Here is a 12442-nt window from a genome sequence, read left to right as displayed (position 1 = left end):
GATGGGAGTTCTGGGTATCGGTTTCGACCTCGTCACGGTGTCGGAGTTCGCCGAGCAACTGAAACGGCCGGGAACGGCTATGCTCGACAACTTCACACCGGGTGAGCGTCGGGATTCCAATACTCGGAGTTCCGATCCGGCAAGACATTTCGCGGCCCGGTGGGCGGCGAAGGAAGCAGTGATCAAAGCGTGGTCCACTGCTCTCTTCGCCAGCCCGCCGGTGCTGGGGGAGATGATCCACAATCAAATCGAAGTCGTCTCCGACGCGTGGGGGCGGCCCAGCATCAGATTGCGGGGCGACGTCGCGAAACACCTCACCGACGTGAAGATTCACATTTCGCTGACGCACGACGGAGACATGGCCGGCGCATTTGCCGTGATCGAATCGACTTAGGGTCGAGCTGGCGTCAGCCCTCGTAGTCGGCTGTGCCGCGGCCCTTCAATCGAGATTCCTTCTCCGCCACCAGAAGATACGCACCCATCAGACGCTTGAGTTCCACTACGGCGTCGGCGTGGCTCTGGCCGTCCTGCACGGAGAAATTCAGCATCGAATACACCACGTGCACAAGCACTTCCGCCATCATCATGCGGCGATCCCGCGGTGAGCGCGGTGTGAGCGGACCTAGCATCTTGGCGACGGTTTCCGCGAACTGCTTCTCGTGAATGACACCGGTTGCCCGCGTGGACGGCGTGGACTGCATTGCCAACCACACCTCGCGGCGCGACGGATCGGACGTCCAGAGTCCGGCCATGTGGTCGACAAAACTGTTGAGGAACCGCAGCCAATCGAGTGACGGTACCTCACCGCCGAACTGCGCCAGTTCGTGTTGCACCCCCACGAGGTCCTGACGGTTCAATTCGCACACGATGACGTACTTGTTGGCGAAGAACTGATACAGCGTCCCGATGGGAACGTCAGCGCGCGCCGCGACCTCTTCGCACGTGAACGATTCGAAACCGACGTCTGTGAGAAGTTCGCGAGAGGCGGCGAGAAGAGCATCGAACTTGCGCTGGCTTCGTTCCTGCGTCGGACGTTTGCGTGGAAGCAGTTCCTGAGGTGCGTCGCTCTGAGAATTTTCGAGTGCGGGGTCCGGCCGACGGCGTACGCGGTTGCGGGTAGAGGGCTGCACAGATTCGAGGCTATCGGCATCTGCAGCAGAATTTGGCGCTTGTGGAATATCCGGGCTCACCGAAAGATCACCCGACCGACTGCTGGAAATCCGACGACGTTGCCACTCTTCGATACTAGGTGACCGAAGGTGCGCTGCAGGAGAGGGTTGCTCATCGGTGATTCGGGCACACTGGAGTCGGCGAGAAAAGGAGACCGAAATGGCCGAACAGTTGCGAGCCGCAGTACGCGAGCTCATGCCCCGCGCGCACGAGGATCTGACGCGGTTGGTTGCGTTGCGGTCGGTCGCGGATGCGCGGCAATTCCCGCCGGAAGAATGTGCGGCAGCTGCCGCCTGGGTGGTTGGCGCGTTCCGCGAACAGGGATTTGCGGACGCCGAGGCGGTCGAGACGTCGGACGGTTCCGCTGCGGTAATCGGATTTCGGTCTGGCCCAGCGGATGCCCCGACCGTTCTCCTGTACTGCCACTACGACGTTCAACCGCCCGGAGACGAAGAGCTTTGGAATTCGCCACCTTTCACGCTGACCGAGCGCGACGGACGGTGGTACGGGCGAGGCGCGTCGGATTGCAAGGGCAACCTCGTCATGCACCTGACCGCACTCCGAGCGCTCGCAGCAGCCGGGCAGGCGCCGGCTGTCAACCTGCGAATCGTCGCCGAAGGCTCGGAGGAGATGGGCACCGGAGGCCTCGAAGACCTGCTGCGGCAGCGCCCCGAACTGTTCGACGCCGATGTCATGCTGATCGCCGATACCGGCAATACCGCAGTGGGGGAGCCCACGATCACGACGTCATTGCGCGGTATCGCCAATGTGGTCGTCCACGTCTCGGCGCTCGAAGGTGAGGTGCACTCCGGGGTGTTCGGCGGCCCGGCGCCCGACGCGATGACCGCGTTGGTGCAGATGCTGGCAACCCTGCACGACGAAGAAGGCAACACCACCGTCGACGGTCTTGTCAGCGATCAGCACTGGAATGGCGTCGAGTACGACGACACACAATTCCGCGGCGACGCAAGAGTCCTCGAAGGGGTCGATCTGGTCGGCTCGGGTTCTGTGGCCGACCAGGTGTGGGCGCGGCCGGCGCTCACGATCTTGGGGATCGACTGCCCGCCCGTGGTCGGCTCGGCTGCGGCAATTACGCCACGAGCTTCCGCACGGTTGAACCTGCGCGTTCCACCCGGCACGGATCCCGCCGAGGCCCAGGACTTGCTGATCGGGCATCTGCTGGCTGCGGCGCCGTGGGGCGTGCGGGTGAGCGTGGACCCGGAGGCGACGGGAATGCCGTTCGGTGCTTCCACGGGTGGGCCGAGATTCAAGCAGCTCACAGCGGCTCTGAGTGCGGCGTACGGCGCCGAAGTCGGATTTGCCGGACAGGGAGGCTCGATTCCCCTGTGTAGCGCGCTGGCGGAGCAGTTCCCCGACGCGGAGATCGCGTTGATTGGCGTCGAGGAACCGCAGTGCCGCATCCATGCCCCGAACGAGAGCGTCGACCCGTCGGAGATCGAGAATCTCGCGTACGCGGAAGCCCTGTTTTTGAGTCGGTTCGAGTCTCGAGCCGGTTCGAGTAGCTAGACGGACAGGTCGCGTCGCAACTTGGCGACGTGACCGGTGGCCCGGACGTTGTACTGGGCAACCTCGATCTTTCCCTCTTCGTCGACGAGGAAGGTGGATCGGATGACACCCTGGACGGTCTTGCCGTACATCTTCTTCTCGCCGAACGCGCCCCAGGCCTCCAGCGTCGCCTTTTCCGGATCGGAGAGCAGCGGAAAGGTCAGCTCCTCGTTGTCGCGGAACTTGGCGAGCTTGGCGGGCTTGTCCGGCGAGATGCCGATGACGTCGAGGCCCGCCCCGTTCAATTCGGCGAGGTTGTCGCGGAAGTCGCAGGCCTGCTTGGTGCAGCCCGGCGTGCTGGCCGCCGGGTAGAAGTACACGATGACCTTGCGGCCTCGGTAGTCGTGCAACGAAACTTCGTTGCCTTCGGCGTCGGGGAGCGTGAAATCCGGCGCGATATCGCCGGCAGACAATCTACTGTTCTCGGTCACGGGAATCGAGGTTAGTCGAGAAATTGCGCGCCAGGTGGGCGCGCGGGCAATCTGCTCCTCTACGGTAGAACCAGGTGTCGACGCCTTGCGTCTGCACGGACGTAGCGGCAACGAACATCAAGCGACAGCACACAGACAAGTTGGAGGACACGTGCCCAGGGACACCGAGAGCATCGAGCGCGAGATCGAGAAGGCGCGTAACCAGCTCGCGAGCACACTCGACGAACTGACGGTACGGACCAACCCGAAGCGGCTGGTCGAGAACACCAAGAAGACGGTGCTCGCCAAGCTCAACGAGCCGAACGTGAAGTACGCGTTGATCGCCGTGGGATCCGTTGTCGGACTCCTGGTCATTCGCAAGATCATTCGCTGATCACCGAACGGCGTCGGACATGAAGAAGGCCCCCATCTCGATGAGATGGGGGCCTTCTTGCAAGTGCGCCCACAGGGACTCGAACCCCGGACCCAGTGATTAAGAGTCACTTGCTCTACCAACTGAGCTATAGGCGCTCGCTCTTGCGAGACAGAACATTAGCCGACGGGCTCCTCAGTTTGCAAAACGCGTCGTCGTAATCGTGACGGCAGTTACATCGCACGTGTCTTTCAGGCCTGCGGCGGACGGGAATTCGTCCACCCGATCCGACCCTCCAGCTGATGTGCGAGCGACAAAATTGTCAGCTCGCCGTTCGGTCGCGACACCAGTTGGACGCTGAGGGGGAGCCCGTCGGTCGAAAATCCCGCCGGAACGGCCGCCGCCGGATTGCCGCACACATTCCAGATCGAGCAGTACGCCGCGATCGGCAAAGCCTTGCGGACGGCGGACAGCAGTCCTGTGCCCTCGAGTTGGCCGATCCGCCGCGGCAAGGCGGGTGTGGTCGGCATCAGCACGATGTCATACGTGTCGAAAACCTGGTTGACGGTGTGCGCGATCCGTTGGCCACGCCGGTACGCCGCCCGGCCGACGCGCCGGGGCGACGCGATTCTGCCGATCGAAGACAGTGCGCGAGTTCGCTTTTCGAGAAGATCGGGCCGATCGACGCGCAAAGCTTCGTCGCGTACGCCGCCGAGTACCTGGGGGAGGAACGACGCCGTTGCATCGGGGTATCGGGGATCATGTTCGTCGACGTGGTGCCCCAACGCGCTCAACATTTCTGCGACCGCACGAACCCCGGCAACCACTTCGGGCGCCGGCGTGACGCCGCGCACGGGGCAGCGGGTGGACACGGCAATACGGAGGGGGTGCAGCGGGGACACCGCACCTTCGGTGAAGCGGGCCCCGAGTGGTTCGGCTCTGTAGTCGTCCACCGGTGTGGTGCCGATAATGGCGTCGTAGACGAGTGCGCTGTCCTCGACCGAGCGGGTAAGCGGGCCGAGCGTCCCGAGGCTGCGCCACAGGTTGCCGTTCGGTGCGGTGCTTACTCGGCCGCGTTGCGCTTTCAGTCCGAACAATCCGCAGAATGCCGACGGAAGCCGGATGGAACCGCCGCCGTCGCCGCCGATTCCTGCGGCAACCATGCCCGACGCGACAGCTGCTGCCGTGCCGCCACTCGATCCTCCCGTGGATACTGTTGTGTTCCAGGGATTTCGGGTGTAGCCGTGCGCGGCGGTCTCGGTGAACGGCCAGATGCCGAACTCCGGCATCGTGGTTTTTCCGATGATGACTGCTCCGGCGTCGCGTAAGCGTCGTACCACCTCGGAGTCCGAATTCGCGATCCGAGTGACTGCAGCACCGCCGTAGGTGGTGGGTGTTCCGGCTACGTCGTTCTCGTCCTTGATCGCGATGGGCACGCCGTGCAGGAGACCGACAGGGTCGCCGGAGGCCTGGCGCTCGTCGAGTCGGGTGGCTTCGGCGATCGCTTCGTCGGCGAGGACGCGGGTGAAGGCGTTGAGTGTGGGATTGAGGCGTTCGATACGTCTGAGTGCATGTTCGGTCAATTCACGAGCCGACAGTTGGCCGCTGCGGATCAGTTCGGCTTGACCGACGACACCGGCAAATGCGACTTCCGAATCGGGCAGATCAGTCATGGCTCGCTCCATTTTGTCGGGTTCGCTGGAGTGTATTCGCCGCCCGGACACAAAAAAGATCCCCACCGTGTTTCCACGATGGGGATCTTTGCAAGTGCGCCCACAGGGACTCGAACCCCGGACCCAGTGATTAAGAGTCACTTGCTCTACCAACTGAGCTATAGGCGCTCGCTCTTGCGAGACAGAACATTAGCCGAACCGTTCCGTCGGGAGCAAATCGCCTGGTGGGCCGTCGTTGGACGGGTGGTTTCTGTGACATTGACCGAAATCGGTAACATTCCAATCGGTACGAAACGATTGATATTCGAACGTTACTCTTCGACGGGGTTTTCATGACCGTGAGTAACGACTGTGCCTGGCATCATTGACCTGGCGCAATTGCTGGTCGTTAACATGTGAAGCGGAGTCGAACAAATGAGTCGTCAGTGGTGGGGCATGTCCGTGCGTGGAGGGACAGGCCGAATCTCGAGGGGCGCCGCCATGGCCGCCGTGTCGTTGGGAGCGTTGGTTCTGGTGACCGCGTGCACGTCCAGTGGGGCTGCCGTGGACAACGAGGGCGCCGCGCCGATCGACTCCAACCCGTTGACCGAGCTCATCAAGCCGAAAGTCACCTCCACCGTCGCTGACGGCGCAATCGGTTTCTCCCCGGGCGATCCGGTCCGCATCGACGTTGCCGACGGCAGCCTGTCCGACGTTCGGATGGTCAACGCCGACGGTAAGACCGTTGCCGGCACCCTCGCGGCCGACGGAGCGTCGTGGGTGACCGCTGAACCCCTCGGCTACAACCGCAAGTACAAGATCGAGGCCCAGGCCTACGGATTGGGCGGCGCCAGCACCACGGTGACGTCGTTCACGACCAGCGCGCCCGGCAACCTCACCAAGCCGTACGTTATGCCCGGCGAGGGTTCCGTGGTCGGTATCGGCCAGCCGATCGCCGTGCAGTTCGACGAGAACATTCCGGATCGCAAGGCTGCCGAAGAGTCGATCACCGTCACGACGACGCCGGCTGTCGAAGGTGCTTTCTACTGGGTCAACAACCGCGAGGTTCGGTGGCGTCCGGAGGCGTACTGGGCGCCGGGCACCAAGGTTGACGTCAAGGTCAACGTCTACGGCCGCGATCTGGGCAAAGGCGTCTTCGGCCAGGAGGACGCCACGACATCCTTCGAAATCGGTGATTCCGTGATTGCCGTTGCCGACGACAACACGAAACAGGTCACTTTCCAGGTTAACGGCGAGACTGTCATGACCATGCCCACGTCGATGGGTAAGGACAGCACCCCCACCGACAACGGTGTCTACATCATCGGTGACAGGTTCGCGAACTTGGTCATGGACTCCTCGACGTACGGAGTGCCTGTCACTTCCGCTGACGGATACAAGACTCCGGTCGACTGGGCGACGCGAATGTCCTACAGCGGCATCTTCTTCCATTCAGCGCCGTGGTCTGTCGGGCAGCAGGGTTACTCCAACACCAGTCACGGCTGCCTCAACCTGAGCCCCGCCAATGCCAAGTGGGTGTACGACAACACCAAACGCGGCGACATCGTCATCGTGAAGAACACCGTCGGTGGCACGCTTTCGGGCACCGACGGCCTGGGGGACTGGAACATCCCGTGGAACGTGTGGAAGGCCGGTAACGCGGACGTCTGAGTGCGTCCCTGAAGTACTGAAACGTCAGAATGCCCCCAGCCGATCGGTTGGGGGCATTTTCGTTCGCAGTGGTGTTTGCGGACCCAACCAAAAGAACCCCCGGAAATATCTTTCGACATTTCCGGGGGTTCCCTTTGGGTGAGCGACGGGACTCGAACCCGCGACAGCCAGGATCACAACCTGGTGCTCTACCAACTGAACTACGCCCACCATTGCCTCGGCGACCGGTTTGACCCGGTTGCTTTGACGTAGAAGATACTAGCCTGAAAGTTGGCCAGGATGCCAATCGGCAGGTCAGGCAGGCCCGAGGCCCTCTACAACGGCTGCGATCTCCGCGCTGGACGGTCCGGGAGCGGGGACAAATGCGGTACTGCGGTAGTACTTGAGTTCGCGGATGGATTCCTTGATGTCGGCCAGGGCACGGTGCGCGAGGCCTTTTTCGGGCTGGCCGAAGTAGATTCGCGGGTACCAGCGACGCGAGAGCTCCTTGATGGAGCTGACGTCGATCATCCGGTAGTGCAGGTAGGTGTCCAGCGCGCTCATGTCCCGCGAGATGAATCCGCGGTCGGTGGCAATGGAATTGCCCGCCAGGGGAGCGGTGCCGGCGACGGGCACGTTCTCACGGATGTAGGCGAGCACCTCCTTTTCCGCCTCGGCAAGCGTGACCGTCGACTTGCGAACTTCTTCGGTCAGACCCGATTTGGCGTGCATCTTCTTCACGACGTCCGGCATTGCGGCCAGCGCGTCGTCGTCGGCGTGGATGACGATGTCCACGCCTTCGCCCAAGATGTTCAATTCGCTGTCGGTTACCAGAGCCGCAATCTCGATGAGTTTGTCCGACTCCAGCCGCAGCCCGGTCATTTCACAATCGATCCATACCAATTTGTCCTGCACCAGGAACACAGTAGTGGGCGCGGCCGGAAGGATAAGGTCTGCGGTGACATCTCGACGCGCGTAGATCTTCTTTTGTAGTGCAAATGAGGAGGGCCTTGTATGACCGTGGATCCCAAGGACGGCGCTGTTTCACTGACGCCGGCCGAGAAGGCGAAAGTGGCCAAGGCCGCTGCTGCCGAAGCTGCTCGGGTTGCTGCCGAGGCCGCACAGGCCGCCGAGGACGCTGAGCGTGAGGCTCTCGCTGCAGAGAGTGCTGCCGGCGAAGGCGCAGCGACGCCCCCGGCTCCATCGGGTGCTGCAGCCGAGATCGCCGCGGGTTATTCGTCGGAGGGTCGGGCGCTGGAGCTGGGGTCGATTGTTGTCGACGGAGTTGCAGATCCGGCAGCCCGGGTGCGTATTCCCTTGGCCACCGTCAACCGTCACGGCTTGATTGCCGGTGCAACCGGTACGGGCAAGACCAAGACGTTGCAGGGCATCGCGGAACAGCTCTCCGCCGCGGGTGTGCCCGTCGTGATGGCGGATGTGAAGGGTGATCTCTCGGGATTGTCCAAAGCGGGGGAGAGCAACGACAAGATCACAGCTCGGGCAATCGAGACGGGTGACGACTCCTGGACTCCGTCCGGTATGCCCGTCGAATTTCTGTCGCTGGGAACCGGCGGGATCGGGATTCCGGTCCGCGCCACCATCACGAGTTTCGGGCCGATCCTGCTCAGTAAGGTGCTGGGGCTCAACGAGACTCAGGAGTCCACGCTCGGATTGATTTTCCACTGGGCGGATACTCAGGGCCTGGCGTTGTTGGATCTCAAGGACTTGCGTTCGGTCATCGCGCACCTCACCAGTGCCGAAGGCAAGGCAGATCTGAAGGGAATCGGCGGCGTGTCAACGGCCACGGCTGGGGTCATCCTGCGCGCGCTGGTCAATCTCGAGGCCGACGGTGGTGACACCTTCTTCGGTGAACCGGAACTCGAAACCGAGGACCTGCTGCGGGTTGTCGGTGGCGCCGGCGTCATCACACTCTTCGAACTCGGCGCGCAGGCCGCGCGTCCGGCGATGTTCTCCACGTTCCTGATGTGGGTTCTGGCAGACCTGTTCCAGACCCTGCCGGAAGAAGGGGACTTGGAGAAACCCAAGTTGGTCTTCATCTTCGACGAGGCCCATCTGTTGTTCGCCGACGCGTCGAAGGCTTTCCTTCAGCAAGTCGAGCAGACCGTGAAGTTGATTCGCTCCAAGGGTGTCGGTGTGTTCTTCTGCACGCAGTTGCCCACCGACATCCCCAATTCTGTTTTGTCGCAACTGGGTGCCAGGGTGCAGCATGCTCTGCGTGCGTTCACTCCGGACGATCAGAAGGCGCTCAACAAGACGGTCCGCACGTACCCGAAGACGGAGCACTACGACCTCGAGAAGGCACTCACGTCGTTGGGAACCGGCGAGGCCATCGTGACCGTCCTCTCGGAGAAGGGTGCGCCGACACCGGTGGCCTGGACCAAGATTCGTCCGCCTCGCTCCCTGATGGACACGATCGGCAACGACGCCATCACAGCCGCGGCGGCGTCGAGTCCGCTCCACCAGAAGTACGGTCAGACGATCGATCGCGAATCGGCGTACGAGAGGCTGACGGCCAAGGTGGCCGGGGCGCCAACGGCAGACCCGTCGCTGGATCTGCCGCCGTTACCGGATCTGTCGCAGTTTCCGCCGCCGCCACCGGCCGCGCCGGAGGGTCCCAACATCGCCGAGCAGATTCTCGGCAATTCTGCGGTCAAGAGCTTCCTCAAATCGGCGGCATCTGCTGCCGGTCGGGAAATCTCGCGCAGTATCTTCGGAACCGGTAGCCGCCGTAGGCGCTGACGATTCGACGCCCGCGAGTGTCAGATGCCGACCTCGCGGGCGAGTAGGTCGTTGATCGATTCGCGTCGGATCAATGGTCGTGCGACGCCACCGAGCACGGCAATCACCGGCGGACGGCACACACTGTTGTAGGTGGATGCCATGCTGTGGTGATAGGCGCCGGTACACGGCACTCCCAACAGATCGCCCTCGTGAAGGTCTGCGGGAAGTTGTATGCCGACGGAAATTTCGTCTCCCGATTCGCAATGCCGCCCCACGACGGTCACTTCCTCGAGCGGCGCATTCGAATGTCGGTTGACCAATTCGACGTCGTAGCGACTGTTGTACAACGACACTCGCGGATTGTCGCTCATGCCGCCGTCGACGGAGACAAATGTCCTGCCGCCGCTGATGGTCTTGATGTTCGCCACGCGGTACAGCGTGACACCGGCCCGAGCGGCGATGGCCCGGCCGGGTTCGAGGACGATTTCGGGGCGGGGAAAGCGATTTCGGGTGCAGGCGTCATCGAGTGATTCGTCGATGACAATTGCCAGTCGAGTCAGGTCGAGTTGCGCGTCACCGGGGACGTACGGGATTCCGTGCCCGCCCCCGAGATCGAGTTCGGTGAGGATGATCCCGTGAGAACGACGTATGTCGTCCATTTGCGCGATCATCGTATTGATCCCGGAGCGGAAATGTTCGGGATCGGTGATCTGCGAACCGAGATGGCAATGGAGGCCGATAAGTTGGAGGTGAGGCGCTGCGCTGACGGCGGCAACCGCACGATCCAATTCTTCGGAGAATGCCGGCAGGCCGAACTTCTGGTCGACGATGCCGGTGGCCACTGCCTTGTGTCCGTGAATGTCGATACCGGGCGTGACTCGGATCAGTACTTTCTGCGGCCGGGTGCAGACCGAGGCCAGTCGTAGTGCTTCGCTGTGGGAGTCGAGAACTATCCGCCCGACACCCGCGTTGACGGCTACTCTCAGCTCTGCGACAGATTTGGCGTTGCCGTGCAGGATGATTCGTGCCGGGTCCACACCGGCTGTCAGTGCGATGGTGAGTTCGCCGGCCGAGCAGACGTCTACCCCGAGCCCCTCGTCGGAGACCCATTTTGCCATCGCTCGAATCATGAGAGCCTTGCCCGCGTACACGATTTCCGCGTCGGGGAAGATCTCGCGATACATCCGGCAGCGGTGGCGCACGTCGGCCTCGTCGACGACATAGGTGGGGGTTCCGTACTGGTCGGCGATCTCTTCGAGGGAAACGTCGCCGATGCAGATGCGTCCGCTCTGATCGTGGCGAGTGCTGATGGGCCACAAAGCCGGATCCAAGCGCGGTGTCATCGCGCTGCGTAGGGACGGGAAGATGTCGAGAAGCGTCACGTCGATCTCCTGAGGGTGACCCGCTCGGTGCGGGGCTACCAACAGATCTACTCCGGAAAAGTGCCGGTGGACCTTGTCTTGACGGGTATTTGACGGGGATACGACTGAGTTTGACGGCGTCCTTTTATGTCGTTCGTCGTCGCTTCCAGCCGAACCAACCGAGCGCCGCCAGCAGCGCAACCGCCGCGACACCGCTAACGACCGCTGTTTTGTCGATATAGACGCCGATAGACGGAGTACCGCCGGCTTCCGGAACATAACCTGCGCCGTAGACGGATTCAACTGTTGCCTGGACGTCGAAATCGGTTCCGGTATAGGGGGCGCAGCTGTATCCCTCGTATTCGGCGTCGACGTCGTAGGGCGCCGACAGGAACATCAGTCGTTCGGTACCGAGTACGTAGCTTGTGCCGCAACCATTCCCGTTTGCGAGTGTTCCCACCGACGTCACGGACGAGACATCACCCTTGTAGACGCGACTGACGTCGAACAGATAGGTGTCCTCGAACCCGTCCGAGGATTTCTCGGTGGGCGTGCCGAGGAAGATTGTGCTGGAGACACTCACTGCCTCTTGCGGCGACTCGAAGGAAACACACGAGCACGCGTTTGCCGTGGTGGGTAGCAGTAAGGGCAACCCTCCGGTCGTGAGAAGGATTGCCCCTACAGCCAACGAGCGAGAAGTTCGGATGACTCAGCCGCCGAGCTTCTTGTAGAACGTGCCAACGATCGGGGCGACAACTGCGCGCGGGGTGTAACCGCCGGCGACGGACATCGCCTTGCTCAGGATGCCCGGGACAACGCGCATCTTGTTCTCGGCCAGACCGTCGAGGGAGACCTTGGCCGTGTATTCGCTCGAGATCCAGAAGAAGTCCGGGACCAGCTTGTCGACGATCGAGGCCTCGGCGGGGTCCGGGGTCTCGGTGCGAACCGGTCCGGGGGCGAGGAGAGTGACGTTGACGCCGCTGCCTTTGAGTTCCCCGCGCAGGGATTCCGCGAACGTGTTCACGAAGGCCTTGGTGGCGGCGTAGGTCGCATTGTTGGGAATCGGCATGTTTCCGGCGGCCGATCCGACCATCAGGATGCCGCCGGACTTGCGCTCGACCATTCCGGGCAGAACGGCCAGGGTGAGGTCGTGCACCGCGACGGCGTTGAGTTCGACTTGTGCGCGCTCGTAGCTCGGGTCGAGCTCGGCTACCGGCCCGAAGGTGGCGATACCGGCGTTGTTGCACAGGATGCTGATCTCACGCGTGCCCAGTTCCTCGACCAGGACGGCACGGGCCGCGCTGTCCGAGAGATCGCAGGCACGAACCTCGACGTCGACGCCGTGCTTGGCGCGAAGTGTCTCGGCAAGACCCTCCATGACGTCGCCGCGTCGTGCGACCAGGATCAGGGAGTGTCCGCGGGAGGCCAGATCAGTGGCCAGTGCCTCTCCGATTCCGGAGGAGGCACCGGTCACGACGGCGCGGGCTGTGGTGGTGGGTGTCGGCAGGCTCACGATCA

12 protein-coding genes and 3 tRNA genes are annotated in these 12442 nt (G+C 62.6%); 5 read left to right on the top strand and 10 right to left on the bottom strand.

Features of this window, described 5'->3' with window-relative positions; all coding sequences use genetic code 11:
• Position 1 precedes the first annotated feature (1 nt).
• Positions 2-394: a holo-ACP synthase AcpS gene (acpS, locus tag KYT97_RS26535; protein WP_033232742.1), complete on the top strand. Its 393-nt coding sequence runs from the start codon at positions 2-4 to the stop codon at positions 392-394.
• Positions 395-407: 13 nt separating this feature from the next.
• Here the strand turns inward: acpS and KYT97_RS26530 are convergent, their stop codons facing one another.
• Positions 408-1130 (bottom strand): TetR family transcriptional regulator, encoded by a 723-nt coding sequence (locus KYT97_RS26530; protein WP_033232744.1) that lies wholly within the window; start codon positions 1128-1130, stop codon positions 408-410.
• Positions 1131-1329: 199 nt separating this feature from the next.
• Between KYT97_RS26530 and KYT97_RS26525 the strand changes: the two genes are divergently transcribed.
• On the top strand, positions 1330-2697 hold the full coding sequence (locus tag KYT97_RS26525) for a dipeptidase (protein ID WP_219111091.1): 1368 nt from the start codon (positions 1330-1332) through the stop codon (positions 2695-2697).
• On the opposite strand, the gene bcp is transcribed toward KYT97_RS26525, so the two are convergent.
• Positions 2694-3167 carry a thioredoxin-dependent thiol peroxidase gene (bcp, locus tag KYT97_RS26520; RefSeq protein WP_033232748.1) on the bottom strand — a complete coding sequence of 158 codons (474 nt, stop codon included), beginning with the start codon at positions 3165-3167 and terminating at the stop codon, positions 2694-2696. The two genes, KYT97_RS26525 and bcp, sit on opposite strands and share 4 nt — an antisense overlap.
• A 151-nt stretch (positions 3168-3318) precedes the next feature.
• Between bcp and KYT97_RS26515 the strand changes: the two genes are divergently transcribed.
• A complete protein-coding gene (locus tag KYT97_RS26515) occupies positions 3319-3540 on the top strand; it encodes a DUF3618 domain-containing protein (protein WP_033232750.1) in 222 nt (73 codons plus the stop codon).
• Between the two features lie 64 nt (positions 3541-3604).
• On the opposite strand, the gene KYT97_RS26510 is transcribed toward KYT97_RS26515, so the two are convergent.
• The 3 genes from KYT97_RS26510 to KYT97_RS26500 form a co-directional block, all read right to left on the bottom strand.
• Positions 3605-3677: transfer RNA gene (locus KYT97_RS26510), tRNA-Lys, on the bottom strand.
• Positions 3678-3770: 93 nt separating this feature from the next.
• Entirely contained in the window at positions 3771-5192 is a 1422-nt protein-coding gene (locus tag KYT97_RS26505) for an amidase (protein WP_162487737.1), read from the bottom strand.
• 95 nt (positions 5193-5287) lie between these two features.
• A tRNA-Lys gene (locus KYT97_RS26500) sits at positions 5288-5360 on the bottom strand.
• 267 nt (positions 5361-5627) lie between these two features.
• On the opposite strand from KYT97_RS26500, the gene KYT97_RS26495 reads away from it, so the two are divergent.
• Positions 5628-6842 carry a L,D-transpeptidase gene (locus tag KYT97_RS26495; RefSeq protein WP_219113140.1) on the top strand — a complete coding sequence of 405 codons (1215 nt, stop codon included), beginning with the start codon at positions 5628-5630 and terminating at the stop codon, positions 6840-6842.
• A 137-nt stretch (positions 6843-6979) separates the two neighbouring features.
• Here the strand turns inward: KYT97_RS26495 and KYT97_RS26490 are convergent.
• Positions 6980-7052: transfer RNA gene (locus tag KYT97_RS26490), tRNA-His, on the bottom strand.
• An 84-nt stretch (positions 7053-7136) separates the two neighbouring features.
• The gene (gene orn / locus KYT97_RS26485; RefSeq protein WP_219111088.1) at positions 7137-7736 is read right to left on the bottom strand and encodes an oligoribonuclease; all 600 of its coding nucleotides are present in this window, start codon (positions 7734-7736) and stop codon (positions 7137-7139) included.
• Between the two features lie 99 nt (positions 7737-7835).
• On the opposite strand from orn, the gene KYT97_RS26480 reads away from it, so the two are divergent.
• Positions 7836-9581 (top strand): helicase HerA-like domain-containing protein, encoded by a 1746-nt coding sequence (locus tag KYT97_RS26480; RefSeq protein WP_116102808.1) that lies wholly within the window; start codon positions 7836-7838, stop codon positions 9579-9581.
• Positions 9582-9601: 20 nt separating this feature from the next.
• On the opposite strand, the gene lysA is transcribed toward KYT97_RS26480, so the two are convergent.
• From lysA to cmrA, 3 genes are all read right to left on the bottom strand, one after another.
• Entirely contained in the window at positions 9602-10945 is a 1344-nt protein-coding gene (gene lysA, locus KYT97_RS26475) for a diaminopimelate decarboxylase (protein ID WP_033232758.1), read from the bottom strand.
• 124 nt (positions 10946-11069) lie between these two features.
• Positions 11070-11507, bottom strand: a complete 438-nt coding sequence (locus KYT97_RS26470) for a hypothetical protein (protein ID WP_095885875.1) — start codon at positions 11505-11507, stop codon at positions 11070-11072.
• A gap of 126 nt (positions 11508-11633) precedes the next feature.
• Positions 11634-12437 carry a mycolate reductase gene (gene cmrA / locus KYT97_RS26465; protein WP_033232762.1) on the bottom strand — a complete coding sequence of 268 codons (804 nt, stop codon included), beginning with the start codon at positions 12435-12437 and terminating at the stop codon, positions 11634-11636.
• Positions 12438-12442 lie beyond the last annotated feature (5 nt).

Source organism: Rhodococcus globerulus (genome assembly GCF_019334125.1).
GTDB classification, from domain to species: Bacteria; Actinomycetota; Actinomycetes; order Mycobacteriales; family Mycobacteriaceae; genus Rhodococcus_F; species Rhodococcus_F globerula.
The sequence above is the reverse complement of the archived record's forward strand: the minus strand, read 5'-3'. Positions and strand labels throughout refer to the sequence as shown.

Excerpts from the sequence above, each read along its gene's own strand:
- KYT97_RS26505 (WP_162487737.1), bottom strand. The coding sequence starts at position 5,192 with ATGACTGATCTGCCCGATTCGGAAGTCGCATTTGCCGGTGTCGTCGGT.
- acpS (WP_033232742.1), top strand. The coding sequence starts at position 2 with ATGGGAGTTCTGGGTATCGGTTTCGACCTCGTCACGGTGTCGGAGTTC.
- KYT97_RS26495 (WP_219113140.1), top strand. The coding sequence starts at position 5,628 with ATGTCCGTGCGTGGAGGGACAGGCCGAATCTCGAGGGGCGCCGCCATG.
- KYT97_RS26480 (WP_116102808.1), top strand. The coding sequence starts at position 7,836 with ATGACCGTGGATCCCAAGGACGGCGCTGTTTCACTGACGCCGGCCGAG.
- KYT97_RS26525 (WP_219111091.1), top strand. The coding sequence starts at position 1,330 with ATGGCCGAACAGTTGCGAGCCGCAGTACGCGAGCTCATGCCCCGCGCG.